Annotated in this window: 18 protein-coding genes and 1 riboswitch; of the genes, 4 read left to right on the top strand and 14 right to left on the bottom strand. The window is 35.5% G+C overall.

The window, feature by feature from the left end:
* Positions 1-179 precede the first annotated feature (179 nt).
* The 5 genes from ABC255_RS05905 to ABC255_RS05885 all read right to left on the bottom strand — a co-directional run bounded on the left by ABC255_RS05905 (position 180) and on the right by ABC255_RS05885 (position 5,847).
* Positions 180-2,315 carry a sigma 54-interacting transcriptional regulator gene (locus ABC255_RS05905; RefSeq protein WP_412992035.1) on the bottom strand — a complete coding sequence of 712 codons (2,136 nt, stop codon included), beginning with the start codon at positions 2,313-2,315 and terminating at the stop codon, positions 180-182.
* 103 nt (positions 2,316-2,418) lie between these two features.
* Positions 2,419-2,667 (bottom strand): biotin/lipoyl attachment domain-containing protein, encoded by a 249-nt coding sequence (locus tag ABC255_RS05900; RefSeq protein ID WP_412992033.1) that lies wholly within the window; start codon positions 2,665-2,667, stop codon positions 2,419-2,421.
* Between the two features lie 20 nt (positions 2,668-2,687).
* Positions 2,688-2,978 (bottom strand): SAV0927 family protein, encoded by a 291-nt coding sequence (locus tag ABC255_RS05895; protein ID WP_412992031.1) that lies wholly within the window; start codon positions 2,976-2,978, stop codon positions 2,688-2,690.
* A 27-nt stretch (positions 2,979-3,005) separates the two neighbouring features.
* On the bottom strand, positions 3,006-4,295 hold the full coding sequence (locus ABC255_RS05890) for a Glu/Leu/Phe/Val family dehydrogenase (protein ID WP_412992029.1): 1,290 nt from the start codon (positions 4,293-4,295) through the stop codon (positions 3,006-3,008).
* 205 nt (positions 4,296-4,500) lie between these two features.
* Positions 4,501-5,847, bottom strand: a complete 1,347-nt coding sequence (locus ABC255_RS05885) for an APC family permease (RefSeq protein WP_412992027.1) — start codon at positions 5,845-5,847, stop codon at positions 4,501-4,503.
* 341 nt (positions 5,848-6,188) lie between these two features.
* Here ABC255_RS05885 and speB point away from each other — a divergent pair, with 341 nt between their 5' ends.
* Positions 6,189-7,118, top strand: a complete 930-nt coding sequence (gene speB, locus ABC255_RS05880; RefSeq protein ID WP_412992025.1) for an agmatinase — start codon at positions 6,189-6,191, stop codon at positions 7,116-7,118.
* Positions 7,119-7,444: 326 nt separating this feature from the next.
* Here the strand turns inward: speB and ABC255_RS05875 are convergent, their stop codons facing one another.
* Positions 7,445-8,038, bottom strand: coding sequence for a cell wall hydrolase (locus ABC255_RS05875; RefSeq protein ID WP_412992024.1), 594 nt, complete (start codon positions 8,036-8,038; stop codon positions 7,445-7,447).
* Positions 8,039-8,395: 357 nt separating this feature from the next.
* Here ABC255_RS05875 and ABC255_RS05870 point away from each other — a divergent pair, with 357 nt between their 5' ends.
* The gene (locus ABC255_RS05870; RefSeq protein WP_412992023.1) at positions 8,396-8,842 is read left to right on the top strand and encodes a Dps family protein; all 447 of its coding nucleotides are present in this window, start codon (positions 8,396-8,398) and stop codon (positions 8,840-8,842) included.
* A gap of 41 nt (positions 8,843-8,883) precedes the next feature.
* On the opposite strand, the gene ABC255_RS05865 is transcribed toward ABC255_RS05870, so the two are convergent.
* The 3 genes from ABC255_RS05865 to ABC255_RS05855 all read right to left on the bottom strand — a co-directional run bounded on the left by ABC255_RS05865 (position 8,884) and on the right by ABC255_RS05855 (position 10,388).
* Positions 8,884-9,291 (bottom strand): disulfide oxidoreductase, encoded by a 408-nt coding sequence (locus ABC255_RS05865; RefSeq protein ID WP_412992022.1) that lies wholly within the window; start codon positions 9,289-9,291, stop codon positions 8,884-8,886.
* The gene (locus tag ABC255_RS05860) at positions 9,284-10,006 is read right to left on the bottom strand and encodes a DsbA family protein (RefSeq protein ID WP_412992020.1); all 723 of its coding nucleotides are present in this window, start codon (positions 10,004-10,006) and stop codon (positions 9,284-9,286) included. Before ABC255_RS05860 ends, ABC255_RS05865 begins: the two co-directional genes overlap by 8 nt.
* A gap of 253 nt (positions 10,007-10,259) precedes the next feature.
* Positions 10,260-10,388, bottom strand: coding sequence for an anti-repressor SinI family protein (locus ABC255_RS05855; RefSeq protein ID WP_412992018.1), 129 nt, complete (start codon positions 10,386-10,388; stop codon positions 10,260-10,262).
* Positions 10,389-10,416: 28 nt separating this feature from the next.
* Positions 10,417-10,500, bottom strand: a riboswitch (cyclic di-GMP riboswitch).
* 288 nt (positions 10,501-10,788) lie between these two features.
* On the opposite strand from ABC255_RS05855, the gene ABC255_RS05850 reads away from it, so the two are divergent.
* Both ABC255_RS05850 and ABC255_RS05845 read left to right on the top strand, forming a co-directional pair.
* Positions 10,789-11,847 (top strand): lactonase family protein, encoded by a 1,059-nt coding sequence (locus tag ABC255_RS05850; protein WP_412992016.1) that lies wholly within the window; start codon positions 10,789-10,791, stop codon positions 11,845-11,847.
* A gap of 26 nt (positions 11,848-11,873) precedes the next feature.
* Positions 11,874-12,578 (top strand): DUF421 domain-containing protein, encoded by a 705-nt coding sequence (locus tag ABC255_RS05845; RefSeq protein ID WP_412998491.1) that lies wholly within the window; start codon positions 11,874-11,876, stop codon positions 12,576-12,578.
* A 16-nt stretch (positions 12,579-12,594) separates the two neighbouring features.
* Here ABC255_RS05845 and ABC255_RS05840 read toward each other — a convergent pair whose 3' ends face one another.
* The 5 genes from ABC255_RS05840 to ABC255_RS05820 form a co-directional block, all read right to left on the bottom strand.
* On the bottom strand, positions 12,595-13,695 hold the full coding sequence (locus ABC255_RS05840; protein ID WP_412992014.1) for a lipid II:glycine glycyltransferase FemX: 1,101 nt from the start codon (positions 13,693-13,695) through the stop codon (positions 12,595-12,597).
* A 24-nt stretch (positions 13,696-13,719) separates the two neighbouring features.
* Complete coding sequence (locus ABC255_RS05835) at positions 13,720-14,682, bottom strand: ATP-grasp domain-containing protein (RefSeq protein WP_412992012.1); 963 nt, start codon at positions 14,680-14,682, stop codon at positions 13,720-13,722.
* 21 nt (positions 14,683-14,703) lie between these two features.
* Positions 14,704-15,960 carry a type III PLP-dependent enzyme domain-containing protein gene (locus tag ABC255_RS05830; protein WP_412992010.1) on the bottom strand — a complete coding sequence of 419 codons (1,257 nt, stop codon included), beginning with the start codon at positions 15,958-15,960 and terminating at the stop codon, positions 14,704-14,706.
* Positions 15,953-16,891, bottom strand: coding sequence for a beta-1,6-N-acetylglucosaminyltransferase (locus ABC255_RS05825; RefSeq protein WP_412992008.1), 939 nt, complete (start codon positions 16,889-16,891; stop codon positions 15,953-15,955). Before ABC255_RS05825 ends, ABC255_RS05830 begins: the two co-directional genes overlap by 8 nt.
* A gap of 91 nt (positions 16,892-16,982) precedes the next feature.
* Positions 16,983-18,917, bottom strand: coding sequence for a right-handed parallel beta-helix repeat-containing protein (locus tag ABC255_RS05820; protein WP_412992006.1), 1,935 nt, complete (start codon positions 18,915-18,917; stop codon positions 16,983-16,985).
* Positions 18,918-18,925: the final 8 nt, after the last annotated feature.

Genomic DNA, 18,925 nt, shown 5'->3' with positions numbered 1-18,925 from the left:
CAATCCTCCTTTATTCTCCTTACTTTCTATTGTTGCAAGAACTGTGCCAAAGTAGAAAAGTGGTCATTATCGTGTGTTTTCCAAAAAAGCGATTTAAAGTTATTCAAAATTGCATAACTGTATTTATCCCTGCATAAATAAAAAAGCTGCTTCAGAATCTAATCTGAAACAGCTTTTATTTAAATGGATGATAAGTTTTCAATTTTAATATTTTTCTCATTTAGTATTTTTTGATATTTCCTACTAACCGAGGATTGACTGATTCCTAATGCTTTTGCAGCCTTGGTGGTTGTTTTGTATTGATTCATAGCAAGTACAATTAGCTGTTCCTCCACATGTTCAATTGCCTCTTGTAAAGGAATAACTCTTGTAATCATCGGCTTTATCTTTTTATTATCAAAGCCCAGCGATAAAAACTGACTGACAAACTCAGCATCAATGGCAGGATGATCAGCGGTAACCACTAATCTTTCAATAATATTTTGCAATTCACGGACATTTCCTGGCCATGAATAAAATTCAAGCACATTAATCGCATCTGGTGTTAAATGATAATTTCGTTCATACTTTTCATTCAACTGCTGTAAAAAATGAAAGGCAAGTAACGAGATATCCTCAGTCCGTTCCCTGAGCGGCGGAATCTGAATCGGAATAACATTTAAACGGTAAAATAAGTCTTCCCGGAAAGTCCCGTCTTCCACCATTTTTTCAAGCCTTTTATTGGTGGCTGCAATGATCTGGACATTCACCTTAATCGGTACGGTACTGCCAACAGGAATAACCTCTTGCTCTTGAAGAACACGCAAAAGCTTTACTTGGAGATGGAGCGGCATTTCCCCGATTTCATCAAGAAACAATATTCCGCCATCCGCTTGTTTAAAATAACCATCTTTTCCATTTTTATCGGCACCAGTAAACGAACCCTTTGCGTATCCATACAATTCACTTTCTAAAAGATTTTCTGGAATTGCCCCACAATTCAGTTTAAGGAATGGCTTTCCAGAGCGTTTCCCTAATTGGTGGATTGCTTGAGCAATCACCTCTTTACCTACACCAGATTCACCGTTTAGGAGGACGGTCGATGAAAAGTCGGCAATTTTCTTAACCTGATTCATAATCTTTTCCATTTTAGGACTGCAATAGATTAGTTTTTTTAAAAAGCGATCTTTACTTTTAAAATCATCTAATTCTTTTTTATATTGTTCCGTTATTTTTCGTATTTCCTGAAGTTCACTTTTTAATCGCGTTGTTTCCGTAATATCCCGTGAAGCAATGATAATCCGGTCCAACTCATTTTCTTTATTAAAGACTGGATTTCCAACGGCAAGAATTTTTCTGCCTGATTTTGTTTCCTGGACAACCGATACCTTTTTTCTTTTTTCGATTACTAATCTTGTCACTGATGGGGTAAAAAGCCCCTGATCTTCTAGCTGGAGAATATTTTTTCCAATCAGTTCTTTAAGATCTACCTTCCAGAAATCTTGAATGATATTGTCACTGTACCTGATCAATTCCCCAACCGCATTAACCACAAGAATCTCATCATAAATACTCGATAATATTGCATTTAAGTCTCGATTCAAATCCTTAACATATTCAATTTCGTTGGCCATATCCTCGACCATCGGCAGATCCTGAACAACAATGATCATCCCTTCAACTTCACCATCATCAGTTAAAATAGGACAATAATCAACGAGAACTCCCGTGTCATTCGTTATTTCAAGATGATTTAAAATCGTTTTTCCTGTAGTAAACACGTTGTTAATCTCATGAGCACTAAAAATATTTCCCCCTGGATAATTAAGCACCTGATCAGTAGTTGATTTAATCATTTTTAAGCCTGATTCATTGCAATTAATAATTTGTTTTTCCTTATCTAGTACAAAAATCCCCATAGGTATTGAGGTAAGAAGGATTTTCAATACATCTACACTTTTATTTTCTTGTTTAAAAAGCTCTGCCAAAACATCTTCTCTTCGTATGTATCCTAATGGTTCGCCATCCTCACCAATTATGATTGCGAACGGTTCACCAATGATCTGGAACAATGAGGGGAAAGAAATATTCTTGCTTAGGAAACAAATACTTTTGATTGATTTGGCCTGTTCTACGAAAGCCTCTATGGAATAATCTTTGCTTTCAAGCAGTCCAAGTAATGGATTATTGATTGTTGCATAGGCAAATAATTGACCTTGTTGTTTTAAGAATATAAAGGGTTCTTTGCATTGGTCTAAAGTCGATTTCAATACAATTTCTTCTTCTATAGTGATAGATATTATTGGCTTAATCTTATCCTTTGCGACGGAAAACATCACTTCATCCCCCTTATCCTTATCACACTAATATTATCACTTTATTTAGAATTTTTTAAATAGAAAAAAGAAGATGTGGCTTCCATCTTCTTTTTTCTAGCATCTAGTCACTGCCAGTTACAAATAAATCTTCTTTAATAAACGCAAGAACCATGCCAGGAATAACATAGTCCCCTTCCTGAACCTCAAGTGATTCTACCTCACCGCTTATACCTGTTTGAATCATTTGAACCTTGCCTTCAGCCGTTTTAATTTGAAATAATGGTTCCCATTCATATATTCGTGTTTCACTTTGGATTGAAACTCTTTCAACAACCCCATGGCATGGACTAAGTACCACTCCAAAATACATCGTATCACTCCTCTATTTTGCTAGTATTGTTCCTGAAAGGGCGCTGATTGTAATACCAGGCCAAAAAAATCTTGAAATTCTGCAATATCCTCTTTTTCGATTCCTAGACGATCAGCCCAATAATGAGGAGCATAGGTGTCCTCTTGGCAAAGTAAAACCATATTTCCTGTTTGCATAGAAGTGACCATTGCTTTGCCATAAAAATGATTCGAATAACCAATGGCCAAATCGTATCGGTGATTATTTGAAATGAGACAAAAGTAATGCAGGAGCTGTTGATCTTTTTGTTCAGACAGAATATCAAGCTTCATTCCCTCTTCTCCTTTACATTGTGAATTTTAATATTTCAACCAGCCTCTTAGCCTTGAAGTTTCCGCCAGTTTTTTAATTCCCTCCATATAAGCAGCAATTTTCATATTCACTCCATACTTTTCAGCAGTGTTATATACATTCTTAAAGCTGTCTGCAATTTTCTCCTTCAATCGAGTATCCACCGTTTCCTCTGTCCAATAATAGCCTTGGTTGTTTTGGCACCACTCGAAATAGGAGACAATTACACCACCTGAATTTGCTAGAATATCAGGCACAACCAGAGTTTCGCGCTCATCCAAAATTTTTAGAGCCTCTTTGGTTGTAGGTCCATTAGCTGCTTCAATCACAATATTGCAATTAAGCCTGCTGGCATTTTGTTTGTTGATTACACCTGAAATGGCGGCAGGAATCAAGATATCACATTCTTTTTCCAGCAGTTCTTGATTAGTGATACTGTTATTAGGACGATTGGTTATGATACCGAAAGAGTCTCTATTTTCTAGGAGATGGGGGATATCCAAGCCATTTTCATCATATAAACCACCAAGTGCGTCCCCAATCCCAATTACCTTAACCCCTAGATCATATAAATACTGAGCCAAGTAACTTCCTACATTTCCAAAGCCTTGAATTATGACCCGCATATCCGTTAAAGGCATGCTTTTCAATTCACATATCATTTGAAGCGTGTATAGTACACCTTTCGAAGTGGCTGTTTCCCTACCTTTGGATCCCCCTAAAGCGATCGGTTTCCCAGTAATAAAACCTGGTGAATCAAATTCACGAATATGGTCATACTCATCGAGCATCCACGCCATTATTTGAGAATTGGTATACATATCAGGTGCAGGTATATCTTTCGTTGGTCCGACAATTTGGCTGACTGCTCTTACATACCCCCTGCTTAATCGTTCCAGTTCATCTAAACTCATATTCCGGGGGTCACAGACAATCCCGCCTTTTGCCCCTCCATACGGGAGGTCCGTGATGCCGCATTTTAAACTCATCCAACCAGCAAGCGCTTTTACCTCCTCTGGTGTAACATCTGGATGGAAACGGATACCGCCCTTAGTCGGTCCTGCAGCATCATTATGCTGTGCCCGGTAGCCTTGGAAAATTTCTGTTTGCCCATTATCCATACGAATAGGAATACTCACTTCCAAAAATCTCATTGGCTTCTTCAAGAATTCGAAGACTTGTGGAGGATAGTTCAGTATGTCAACAGCCTCCCTGAGAATTTCCTGAAACTCAATTAGTGAATTATCCTTTTCCTTTACACCCTCACTTTTTTTCAAAACTAAAGATTCGATCGCCATCATAACACCTCATTTTTTATTGTTACTAACATAATTAGCAAGTTCCGTGCCAATGAAGAAACACCATCATTCCAAAGCTTTATTCCTGTTTATCGAGCGCAATCAAGCAGATATTATGAAAAAATGACTGTTTTATTCAAATCTGCATAAATATGAAAGTAAAAAAATACGCATTCCACGGTGGGATGCGTATTTTTCCATTTCTTTATACTTCAGCTTCTTCAGCTTTATATTGAGGAGGTGCTACCTTGAAGGCTTTTGTTAAAAATACAAGATAGGCAAGTCCGATGAGGAACCAACTAGCCCCCATAATTAAAGAACTAAGCTCCAGATTGATCCAAAGGACACCAACTAATCCGGCTCCTATTAGCGGCATGATCACATAATCAAAAAATCCCTTTGGAGTACGGTGCATTTTTTCACGAACAGCAAAATGACTAATTACCGAAAGATTAACAAACGTAAAGGCCATTAATGCCCCGAAATTAATTAGGGAAGTGGCTGTCACTAAATCAAAGAACCAGGCAGATAATGAAATCACTCCGACGATTAAAACATTTATCGCAGGTGTTCTCCATTTTGGATGTAAGTACCCAAACCATTTTTCCGGGAATACCTTATCGCGCCCCATTACATACAAGAGACGAGAAACACTTGCGTGAGAGGCAAGTCCTGATGCAAGTGTATTCACAAAGGTTGTACATAAGAAAATCGACTGAAACAGCTTCCCACCAACATATAAGGCAATTTCAGGTAAAGCTGCCTCCGAATCAATGAATCTCGAATTATCAGGAAAAAATGACTGGATAAAAAATGAAGTAGTAATAAAGATTACTCCTCCCCATAAAGCTGTTAGGAGAATTGCTTTTGGGATTGTTTTTTCTGGATTTGGCGTTTCTTCCGATAAAGTCGTAACTGCATCAAAACCAAGGAATGAAAAGCAGAGTATCGTTGCTCCTGTTATCAGAATTGGCAGGTTCATACCCTCAACGAAAAACGGCTGCATGCTAAAAACAGTTCCAGTTCCTTCTCCTGTATTAAGCCCCTTAATAACCAGGATGATGAAGACAACCATGATTACTATTTGTACAAGAACAAAAAGTGTATTGAAATTTGCTAGGACATTGACGCTTCGTAAATTAAGGAAGGTTACAATTCCTACAAATACTAATACCCAAATTAAATCCGGAACGGACGGAAACAATGCATTTAAGTAAAGTTTGGTTAACAAGGCATTTACCATTGGCAAAAATAAATAATCAAGCAAAGATGACCAGCCTACAAGAAAACCGAGATGCCGGTTCATCGCTTTTTGGGTATAGGTATAGGCTGATCCAGCCTGAGGAAAAACCCTAACTAGCTTGCCGTAACTAACCGCAGTGAATAGCATACCAATTAAGGCAATCACATAAGCGGTAGGTACATGCCCGTTTGTTTCACCAGAAACAATTCCAAATGTATCAAATACTACCATGGGTGTCATATAGGCTAAACCCATAATGACAACCTGCCATAACTTTAACGATCTTTTCAACTTTACGCCATTTTCCACATATCATTCCCCCTCTAAATTAAAGCGTTTTCATTCTGATGTTACCCCTTTTTCTACAATAAATTTTTTATTCCCCCTTCACCTATTCCTAAATTCACTATGTATCAGTGCAATTCTTATGCCAAAGTTTATACTCATTAAATCATCGCTGTGTATACTAATATTTAAATTTAAAACATTACCTTATTGAAGGTTTTGAATTTTTAGATTTATTCATTCCTGCATACATTATTCCATATTAAATAACGACTGTCACGAGGGATTGGGCCAATAAGGAACTTAATCTTGGCACAAAAATTGCAACATATCCTAGTACAAATAAAAGACTGGAGGAATGTAAAATGCATTATCCTTTAACACCGGATGTTAAACCCGAGTTTTGTACTACAGGAACCTTTATGAGGTTGCCCTCAAGCAGGGAAAATTCTAAATTAGCCATTGTGGGACTCCCGTTTGATACAGCTGCCTCCTTCCGAGTAGGGGCCCGCTTTGCACCACAAGCAATTCGTCAGGCCTCTATGACGTTATTTCCCTACCATCCTATTCATAAGGTGTATCCATTTGATGCATGTAACGCCATAGATATCGGAGATGTATCGGTTATTCCTCATAATATTCACCGAAGCTATGAGCTAATGGAAAAAGCAGTGATGGAATTAATGGAGAAGGGAATCACCCCGATTGGACTAGGTGGCGACCACTCTGTTACACTAGCAAATCTTAGAGCAGCAGCCAAAATCCACGGTCCTGTAGCATTAATTCATTTTGATTCGCATACAGATACATGGGACACTTACTATGAAGAAAAATATTGGCATGGCTCACCATTCATTCGTGCATATGAGGAAAATTTATTAATTCCCGATAAGGTTTTTCAGGTTGGTATTCGCGGAACCCTTAATCATCCTGGAGATATCGAATCAAGTAGTGATTTAGGGTATCATGTGATTACCACTCCTGAATTAAAGGAACTTGGCTTTGATAATGTCGTGAGGGAAATGAAAGAGAAAATTGGGGATACACCATGTTTTCTTAGTTTTGATATTGATTTTGTTGACCCATCCTGTGCTCCCGGAACAGGGACTCTTGAGGTTGGAGGGTTAAACAGCTTTGAAACGTTACAAATCATTCGTTCCCTAACAGATTTTAATTTTATTGGCTTTGACCTTGTTGAGGTTTTACCGCCATACGACCCAACCCAGATCACATCCTTACTTGCTGCAACTATTATCCATGATTTTGCCAGCCTCGTTGCTCTTAAAATTAAATAAAATTAAAAAAAGCAGTGTACTCTATACTACGAGTCCACTGCTTTTTTGGTAGGAGATATTTTTTTGTAATACTATTTTCAAAACGTGTAGTTACCTAATAACCTTCACACAGTGAATAAAGAAATTTAGTCATTCTTTAATCCGCACCAAAAATTCCTCCAAATATTGTCAATCCTTGGAATCATCTTTTCATCACCATAATATAAAGAGGGGTTTTCTTAATAGTCAAATAATTCTAATCATAAATTACTCCTTTTAGCTGGATTATTTATAGCAAACTTAGAATAAGAAAAAACGCCTGGAAAAGTATCCAAGCGTCCCTTAAATTACCGAGCGAAACGATGATTTCCGATTGTTACTGTTACTTCACGTGAGAAGATCCAATCGCTTACTGCTGTTTTTGGATTGTAGAAAAATAAAGAGCCATTACCTTTACCCATCAAAGCGATTGCTTCATTAACCGCTCTTTTGGACGCTGCGTCTGCTGGCTGATTGATTTGGCCATTTGCAACAGGGGTAAATGCATAGTGTCCATTTGCAATTTGATAAATGACTCCACGAACAGTGTTAGGGAAGTCTGGACTTTTCACTCGATTAAGAATAACAGTTGCAACTGCTACCTTTCCAGCATATGGCTCGCCAACTGCTTCTGCACGAACTAATCGCGCCATTAATTCTTCATCTGCCGCTGATATTGGAGAGTCTGGTAGAATCATATTTTGACCTGCAATAAGCGATTTACTATTGTTTGCACTCATTAAGCTATTAACAGGGATACCAAATCCTTTGGCTATTTTCCAGTATGTCTCACCATATTGAATCTTGTGTGTTGTAGCTGCCTCCGACTTAGTAACGCCTGTAAATGCTGACATTGAAAAAATTAATCCCGCTGCAATAACAAGTTTTTTTAGTTTGTTCATGTTTTATAGCCTCCTAGTATTCTCGTTGTTTTCTCTACTAATAAGGCTATCAGTTGTAACATAGTTATTCATTAACCAAAAAAAACCAGTGTGAAAATAGGATAAGTAGCTCCTGCTATGAAAGCATTTATCTATTAAATGGAATGATCAACCAACCGACTTTCCTCCCCACAATAATCCCATAAATGTAATCTTAAGGAAATATTATTACAGTCTGTTTCATGCTTATTTCATGAAATATCATTGTAACAAAGAAATCCTTCACGAAATTGACAAAATATCCCTCAATTTAGCACAGGTTTCTCCTTAAATTTTTGGTAATAATATAATAGAGGACAAAATGATGGAGGGTTCATAATGGAAAATCAATTAGTCAGCATACTTAATAAACAAATTGCAAACTGGTCAGTATTGTATATCAAGTTACATAACTACCATTGGTATGTAAAGGGCGGGCAGTTTTTTACCTTGCACGCTAAATTTGAGGAATTTTATAACGAGGCTGGATTGCATGTAGATGAATTAGCAGAACGATTACTTGCAATCGGAGGAAATCCTGTTGCTACTATGAGAGAATGTCTAGAACTTTCATCTATTCAAGAAGCACAAGGCAGCGAAACTGCTGAAGAAATGGTTCAAACCATTATTAATGATTTTTCAATTATTATTGGAGAATTAAAAGAAGGTATGAGCATTGCCGGTGAAAAGGACGATGAAACAACAGGCGATATGCTCCTTGCAATTCATTCTGGTTTAGAAAAACATGTATGGATGCTAACAGCATTCCTTGGCAAATCAATCTAAATTACGGTAATAAAAATAAGACTCAAGCATTTGCTTGAGCCTTATTTATTTTGGTTTCGTGCAATGATAACTAAGCAAATGGTAATAATCGTGAACGCGGTAAACGCCAGGATTGGAATGGTGATAAATCCAAGCCAGTTAATATAATCTTTTGAGCAAGGTACACCACTTTTACACATTTCAAATTGCTGCAGATAGGGAATCTTTTGAAGAGCCGTATGGTAGCCTGAAATGAGCATTCCAATGATCGATAACGGTAAGGTGTATTTCACAATATCGTTATCATTTCGGTAAAAGGCAATTCCTAGAATGATTGCTAATGGATACATAAAGATTCGCTGATACCAGCAAAGCGTACATGGAATGTAGTGGAGAACTTCACTGAAATACAAACTCCCAATGGTTGCAATAAGTGCTGCAACCCATGCAAGCAGTAAAGGTTTATTCATTCCCTTTCTCCTTTGCCGCTTCCTCTACTAATTTGTTTAAATCGTCCATTGTTTGTCCATCAAATCGCTTCCCATTAACAAAAATGGTAGGTGTTCCACTAACTCCTAATTTTCCTCCAAGGGCTTCATCACTTTTCCAAGCCTCTTCCGGAGCTTTTGTATCAAAATAAGCAACTACTTTATTAACCTCTTCCTCAGTAGCCATTTCTTGCAATGTTTTGGTTAAAAATTCCTCTGTAAAAACATCAATTGTTTCATATCGGGTATCTTCCGGCTGCTTATCGAAAATAAGTTCATGAAACTCCCAAAATTTTTCGTTGCCTAACTCATGATAAACCGCCTCTGAAAATTTAGCTGTTCGATCTGAATCAACATTAATAAATGGATAATGGAAATAATAAAATTTTGCTTTGCCTGTATCAACAAATTCTTTTACTACTTGTGGTACAACATTTTCCGCAAAGTTTTTACAATTCGGGCACTTATAATCGCCAAATTCTACAATTGAAACAGGTGCTGATTCTTCACCTAAAAAAGGCTGATTGGAATAATCAATCGCTTCTTTAGCACTATCATCAGATTTCTGGTTGTTAGCTAGAAAGATAAATCCAATAATAGCTATTGCAATCAATCCAATAATCCAAAAAACAAATTTTGATGATGAGGATTGTGGTTTCGTCGTTCCTTTTTTAGTACTTTTTTTTCCTTGCGCCATAATCAAACTCCTTATTTATGTGATAGTTTTAACTCCATACAGTAATGTTAGATTAAATTTTACTAAACTTATACTGTAATGAAAATAAAAATGCCTATTAATCAGAACGTATATTATTAGATTGTCCTTTAAACGAAAAAAGGCCCATTTTAATGGACATTTTTTTTAGAGCAATTTCTTTTTTCATAATCCTTTTTTTGTAAGCTACAATTGGCAGCTTTACTAAGTAGGTAAATATCAAAGGAGGACATGTTTATGTATTCGAAGGGTCTTTTAGGAAATCCTTAATTTCATCAACAGTAATCCCTAAATATCGAGCTTCTAAGATGAGTTCTAGCCATTCCTTATCTACTTCTTTTTCATCTAATAGAGTGGGTAACATGTAAGGGTGTCCTCCTAAAATATTTGTCCTAGGCTACTCAGCCGTCATCGTTTAGCACTTTAGACCTGAAGCTTTGCGCCCTAATCTTTCGAAAGATTTGCCTATATCTAATTAAAGTTATAAAGTTCATAAGAAAATAGTACCACACATATTCTTTATATCGAACATAATTAATTCTAAAAATTATGACAAATTTATACACTTAGATAATAAAAGTACAGAGAAGGTCGGAGATAGATAAATGATTTGAGGTCGAAAATAGACTAATGATACTTATTACTTGTATATTTTTGTCTTTTAATGTATTCATAAAACATACACTCACTAGAACATGTTTTAATAATTCTTTGGGTAGTTTGATAAAATAAAATGATGATATTTCATTAAAGGAGTTTAAATGATGACTGAAAAAAAACAGTACACAGGTTTTATCGGAACATATACCAAAGGTGATAGCGAAGGTATTTATTCTTTCACGCTAGACACAGATAAGAGGACTATAGTAGACGTTAAAGTTGCAGCTAAGTTAGAAAACCCTACATATCTAACAATTAGCTCAAATAATCGTTATCTTTATTCCGTTGTAAAAGAAGGTGACACTGGAGGATTAGCAGCTTTTTCTATTAACGATAACGGTGAGTTAACAGCAATAAACAGCCAATTCTCAGAAGGTGCATCACCTTGTCATGTTAGTGTGGACACTAAAAACAACTATGTTTTTAGCGCTAATTATCATAAAGGAACAGTAGAATCCTCTTTGCTAAATCACGAAGATGGCTCCGTGCAGCCTGCTATGTCAATTTTTAAACATGAGGGTTCAGGTCCTGACCCAAGACAGGAAAAAGCGCATACCCATTACGCAGGAGTCACACCGGATGAAAAATATTTAGCTGTTGTTGAACTGGGAACTGATGCCCTAATTACCTATAAAGTAAATGACAATGGCACAATTGAAAAAGTAAGTCTTCTTCCAATAAAGGCTGGCAGCGGCCCGAGACACATTGCTTTCCATCCTAATGGAAAATATGCTTATATCATGACCGAGTTTAGCTCCGAGGTTATAGCATTAAATTATCATCCAGAAAACGGCCATTTTACTGAAATACAATATATTTCTACTCTGCCGGAAGATTTTACAGAAAATAACCAAGGAAGTGCCATACATATTTCTGCGGACGGTCGTTTTGTTTATGCTGGTAACCGTGGTCATAACAGCATTGCCCTGTTCCAAATCAATCAAGAGTCCGGTGAACTAAGCTTTGTAGAACACACCTCAACAGAAGGAGATTGGCCAAGGGATTTTGAGATTGACCCTTCTGAAAAATTCATTGTTGCTTCTAATCAAGAATCGAGCAATATCGTTTTATATTCAAGAGATGAAAACACTGGTAAATTGACTCTCTTACAATCAGATATTAAGGTGCCTTACCCGGTTTGTGTTAAGTTTATAAGAAATTAGAACCTAACCCTAAGGATGTGGTAACGCTGGATTTCTTTCATAGTCAGGAAACACTAACGACATTTGAGTGGATCCTTCGCGCAGTGGTAGCCTATTTCTTTTTGATTCTTGTAGCCAAGGCAATGGGCCAGCGTTCCATTGCGCAACTAAGATTGATTGATTTCGCTATCGCTCTTATAATTGGGAACATCATTGCCCACCCATTGTCAGATGAACATCTTGGATTAAAGGGTTCTCTGACGACTACTGTGGTTTTGGTGGTATTATATATTGGCAGTGTTTATACGATATTAAAATTTCCGAGGATAAGAAATCTAATTACTCCTGCACCCATTACACTTGTTAAAGACGGGGAAATTATCAATAAAGGTTTGAATAAAGCCAGAATATCCATCGATATTTTATTAGAAGAATTACGGGAAGAAAAAGTAGAGGATGTTAAAAAAGTTGCATTAGCATTGTGGGAAGCTGATGGGAAATTGTCCGTTTTTTTGGATCCAAAATACGAGGCAATTACCCCATCAACCTATAACTTGGTGACAGAGCCCTTTGACCTTCCTAAGACCATCATAAAGGAAGGCAAAATTGAACTAAATGAACTCCAACAACTAAATAAGGATGAAGGGTGGCTCATAAACACACTAAGGAGCCAGCATCAGACTGAAGTCAGTAATGTCCTTTTAGCAACAATTGACCGTAAGAATAACCTTAACCTATTTTTATACCAATGATAAAGGTTATCTATTTCTACTCTATAATTGCAGGTACCTTATTTGCAAGGGAACGGTATGCCGGGAAGAAATAATTATTTGAGGGTTTTAAATAATATTCTTCCCACTTCCCTATTAGGGTTTTATATATTTCTGGATTATGAACTTTCTTTCCAATGTAAAAATCCAGTGTTCCTTTAATATTAAAACGGTGCTTAAATTGAAATAAAGAATCCCTGCCAATGTGACCACCACCCAAATGAAAGGATTGCAATCCGTTCTCTTTTCCCCAAAGTGCAATATTGTGCAGCAAAAATATGGAGGTCCCTAAATTTAAAAACTTCTGTTTTGAACAACCTAGATGGTAATGGAGTGTACCGCCATCATACAAACACAGTGCCGCAGCCACCATTTTATCTTTATAAAAAACAGCACCCATAATTGAATGGTCTTCAAAACCACTAACTAGATTCTGTAAATAATCACTAGAAAAATAGGAATAATCTGAAGCATTCAATTTATCCATCGTTTCACTATACATTTCGTAAAATGTTTTTAGTTGCTCTTCAATTTGACTTCCTTTAAAAACTCTAAATTCCAAGTTGTTTTTTATTGCCTTTGTTACATTTCTTTTGTGATTTTTATGATAGTCTGAAATTAATTCATCTTGGCTTTTTGTTAAATCAACATAGACCGTTTCTCTATCATATGAAACTTCTAGAAAATTTTCCATATATCTTTGGTTTTGGAGTAGTGGATGGAAACGAATAAATTCTGTAATGATATTTTCCTCTTTACAATAGTCTTCAAATTCTCTCCTAAATTGTTGGATTAATGGATAATCTGCATGATCATATAATGGTCCACCATAACCATAAGAGGGGGTTATGATGTCATATAATGCAGCACCCTCTAAATCTTCAGATAAATATGGCAATTTATTTAGTTTTCTCTTTAAAAACGAATAGCATAATTTTTGACCTTGTTCATTTTCAAAAAAGAATAAATAAGGATCACCATCTCCTATTTCTTGATATAACTTTGAGTAGCAAAGACGATAAAACACATCCTTTTTGGATAGCTCATTCATCTTTTTCTCCCATTTTGGAACGTCTTCAAATGAAATGACTTCATACATACTTATCCCTCAATTCTTGGTTACCTAATTCAGTAACATAACATCATCAAACTTTATCATGATTGATTCCTCTTGATAGTCTCCAATTTGAGATTGATTCGAAATCCCCTTTAAATTATTTACTATACACTTCACGAAATTTTGACCTGCTTCGTGAGAGTGAGGATATCCTCCGCCAAATCGAGGATTTATTTCGGAAATTACATAACCTGATTCTGTTTTAAAACAATCAATATCGATAGGACCTATCAGCTTTAGTTTATTTAGCAGATCCTCAATAATCTCTACCAAATTCTGATTTTTTACCGCTACGGATTTATCTGTTTCTCCCGCTCTCATCTTTATTTTACGTTTACAAAAAAGATGGGTTGGTTTATTGCTAATCAAATCAACATAGCAATCGATTCCATATTCTTCTCCTGCCATGAATGGCTGTACGATTAAATCTTCAGAAGTATCTAACATATTTTCAAGTTCTTCGACCGATTTGGCTACACGAACTCCTATGCTTGCACTGCCTGTTCTTGGTTTAACGATTAAAGGAAAAGTAAGATGTTTATTCTCTAATTCATTTAATACTTCATTTAAGCTTAAAAAAGCTGGTACAGCAGGAATATTATTACTTTTTAGAATTCTATAGGTTAAATATTTATCAAAACACATATCTACTATCTTTTTGTCTGATACAATTACCTGTATATTGTCTTCCAAAAACTCATCTGTTTTGTCAGCTAAGATTGACAATTCGGGGTCGATGAGACTTAATACTGCGTTTATTTGGTACTTTTTGCAGAGACTTTTAATATTTTGAATATACATTGGATCGTTAATTGGAGAAACAGTTTCCATAATGTCTGCAAAATGTAATGCTGGTGCGGTTGAATCACAATCAACAGCTATGACTTTTCCTCCAATTTTATTCAATTCTTCTTTAAAATATTTAATTAACTTTACCCTTCTACCAGCACTACATATCAATATATTCATGAGCACACCTCTTATTGGTAATTAAAAAGCATATATATTTTCATTAAAGAATTCCTTAAGTGTTTCCTTTTTCCTAACGACAAACATCTCATCCCCGTCTTTTGCTACAATACTTGGCCTCTCTTTAATAAATGGAGGGTTAAAAACGATGGTATAAGCTCCTACATTTTCAAAGCTTACAAAATCACCCTGGTTTGGTATTTCCCCCTGTACTTCATGTGCTAAGTAATCCTTTTCCATACATGTATACCCAACAATATTATAGATCCCGTACTTCCTATCCTCGTTACTGGCGACAATCTTCATTGGAAGATTTTTTCTATGCATGGTTGGTTTAATATTATGAACACTTCCATCGACTAACACAAAATTTTGGTCACGAATCACCTTTGTTTCTATCACCTTTGCAAAAAAAGTAAACGTGTTTGCCACCATAGAAATTCCAGGTTCGATAATCAATGTAGGCTTTTTAGAAAAATTGCCCCATTCATCATTCATAATTTTACATATAACATCAGCATAATCATCAAATGTTGGTGCGTTGGTTTGAAATGATTTGGGTAATTCTCCATACATACCACCACCAACATCAATATATTCTATGCTATCTGGGAAATGTTCCTTTGCTAGGAAGCAGAGAGTTTCAGTGATTTTTCGATAATTTTCTACACTTCTATTTCTTGTAGAAAAATGACCATGTAATCCTACTATCTTGACATTCTGTTTATCCTTCAACTCACTAATAATATTTTCCATGTTTCCGTTCTCAACACAAATACCAAATCTACTTAACTCATATCCTTCTTGAAGGGCACTAACCCCATTTTCGGAAATATCAAAGTTCAATCTTAACCCAACTTTTATTTGATTATTTTGATTATTCAACGCATACTCTTTTACAAACTCAACCTCATAAATAGAATCAAGATTTACAATACTTTCATTTTTTAGCGCTAGAAAAATATCATCTCTACTTTTTAAGGGACCATTAAAAATAATTTTTTTAGGATCTTCGCCTAATTTAATGGCTAAGTCATACTCTAATCTTGAAACAACTTCAGCATAGGCACCTAGCTTTGACAATTCCTTACATAAATAAGGGAGATAGTTAGTTTTATAGGAATAACCAATAATAAAATTTCGATATCTGCTTTTAAATGCGCTATTTATTTGTTTGTAATTTTCCCTTAGCTTATTAGTATTTAATAAGTAAAAAGAAGAACCCCACTTCTTCTCAAGGTAATTAATTGTTTGATAATCGGAAAGTATATTATGCATGACTCATTACTTCTTTCTTTTTAGGTTTTATATTACCGCCAAACCTAGCATGATTTTTATAATATTCAATCACTGGCTTATCGATGTTCTCATCAAATTTCCTAGCAAAAAAGTTATCAGATTTCTCAATTACATGAATATCTGCCATGGTTAAACACTGAGGGGAATTTCTTTCGCTAAACTTTTCCCCCCATTTTAAAAACAAGAGGTTGTTATTTGCTACATTGGATTTAAAGTGTGAATTCATAATCAATGTGTGAAAAAACCATTCGTCCGGAGTAAAGGTATTTTTAAAAAAATTATAATACCATTCATTATCATCTAGAAAATCTATGATGTACTTTGCAACTTCAAACGGTATCGTAAACCATTGGGATCCCTTATAAAATGAGTATTCTTTTGGCCAAAAATTTTTATTCGGGAATAGATTAATTCCAATGCTATATAAATCTTGAAGAACTCTCCTAAAAATTCTAATAGGGTGCGCAGAAGTATATCGGCTACGGGCTTTTTTGGGCCATTTTATTTCCATTGCACACATATTTTTCTTGGTAACACTTTTGAAGTCCATAAATACTTTATTTTTGTTTTCCAATAAAAATTCTTTAAAACCATCTTTTACCAACAGATCCTGCCCACTCCGTAAACAAACAAAATCATAATGATTATTTGAAGCTACTACTTTTCTTAACAACATAATTGTTGTATCTACCTGACTAATATCGCCCCACTCACATATAATGCTTTTTTCTAGAACTTTCACATGTTTATTTTTTACTAACTTTCCAGACAATTGTTCATATTTCCTCTTATCAATATGAATAAATACATCGGCCAGACCTTCAGATATAAGCTGATTAATAAACATGTTCACTTGGTCAGGATTTTTGTGAATTTGCAAAATATAAGCCGTACGAGGAGTGGATTTCATATTTTTATCTCCTTTTTCATAATGATATTTCCCTTAAAGAAAAAAACATTCTTTAAAAAGAACGAAATGAATAAAAAAATTTGTACAGCATTTAATGAGCGATATTGTTTTTCACTACATTTAGTATAGAATCAGGAACTGTGATGACATTTCGTTTGTTATTGGTTAATACATTTTCACTTATAGTTACATTTTTGGGTGCTGCATTTCTATCTAGTTCAATCGCAGAGTCCGTTGTAAAAGAAATTCGATTACCTTTGATAGCTAAACCATTCAAAATGCCACTTCCGTATTCGTCTAACGTGATTCCGTTTTCACCACCTGAGATGTCATTGTTAAGAATTTTGATATTAGACATTGGGCGTCCTTCGTGTACGTATACATATGCACCAGATGAATGGGTTACATCATTGCTATCGATAAGGACATTTTCAACGGAACCCATGATATGCAGAGCATATTCACTTAGATTTTCAAAGTTATTTTTTTTTATCGTTACACCATTTATTAAGGATTTTACTTTTGGATAATATCCAAAATATACTCCTTTTTCATAATTGCTGAATGAATTGTCGGAGACGGTTATATCCTGAATGTTTTCTGAGGCGAATAGGTTAACTCCTGAATCTTTCCCTGAACCTGAAAAAGTATTATTATGGATGTTTGTTTTATCTGCACCATCCTCAATTAATACCCCATCTTTAAATGAATCGATGATATTATCGTAAATCTTTGTCCCTTTTGAAACTAGCTTACCCTCCCAACCTCCTTCAATGTGAATGCCCATTTCTCCTTTTAGCATGTTATTGTATATACTTACATTTTCATTTTTCCTCCACACTTTTACACTCTCAACATCCAATGTATTATCATATACTTTTGCTCCTGATGTATCCTCTATCAGAAACACACCAGTTGGGGAATTCACAGTATTTTGATAAAACTCAATTCCATAATATAAATATCCCTCACCACCGATACCGGAAAGTTCAGAATCACCACCTCTGAGTAGTACCGAATATTCATCTGAGTTCGTTGTAATGGTATTTCCCGTTATTTTTGCATCATAATATTGAATCTCTTCCCACGGCTCAAAGTGAATACCAGGTCGGCCAGTCACGGAGCTAATAGCATTATTAATAATTTTCAAATGATTAACTTGCTCGATAACAATCTGAGATCGTTGATTTTCTTCCACAATATTGTTCGAAATGATGACATAATCGCTAGCCTTTGTAGTTCCAGAAATTGATATTCCATCTCCAACTGCATTCTTCAATCTATTGTTATCGATTAAAAGATGGTCGGAATCAAAAGCAAATATACAATGCATATGTTCAGTTCCATTTGGATGTTTCTTGTAATTACCATCACAAGTAATATTTTGGACCTTTGTATAATTGTCCATGTTAATTAACCGATTATATCCATCAGGTACATCATCTGCCAATTTTAATGTGACAGTATCACGGTTTTCTCCCACTAGATTGACCTTAGGTTTTAAAAAAATAGGATGTAAAACATAGGTACCCGTTGGGACAAATACGTCCCCCCCACCTTGTGAAGCAAGGTCATTTATAGCATCTTGAAATGCAGTTGTTTCATTTGCCACACCGTCACCAACAGCTCCATAATCTTTTACATTCACTTGAGGAAGCTTAGTTATAACCGAAACTTCTATGTTTTTTGTATAACCTTCATAACTAATTGTAATGGTAGCAAATCCGGAACTTCTTGCCGTAATTATTCCAGATGAGTCTACGGTGGCAACATTTTGATCTGAGGAAGAAAATTTACTCTTTTCCGTCACATTTACTTTAGAACCGTCCTTATTGTTCTTAATCATAAAAGTATGGTAAGACTCTTTTATCCCTAGGGTAATACTAGTTGAATTTAAAGTGAACGATTGAAATTGTTCTCCCGCTTGATTAACCTTTTGTAAATAGATTAAACCTCCCACTAAGAAAACAATTAAAGTAACAAACAATGTAATTTTTCCTGGTTTCCATTTAATAATTCTTAACATCCCCCTCC

Source organism: Neobacillus canaveralius (genome assembly GCF_047237705.1).
Lineage (GTDB): Bacteria > Bacillota > Bacilli > Bacillales > Cytobacillaceae > Neobacillus > Neobacillus niacini_K.
The sequence above is the reverse complement of the archived record's forward strand: the minus strand, read 5'-3'. Positions and strand labels throughout refer to the sequence as shown.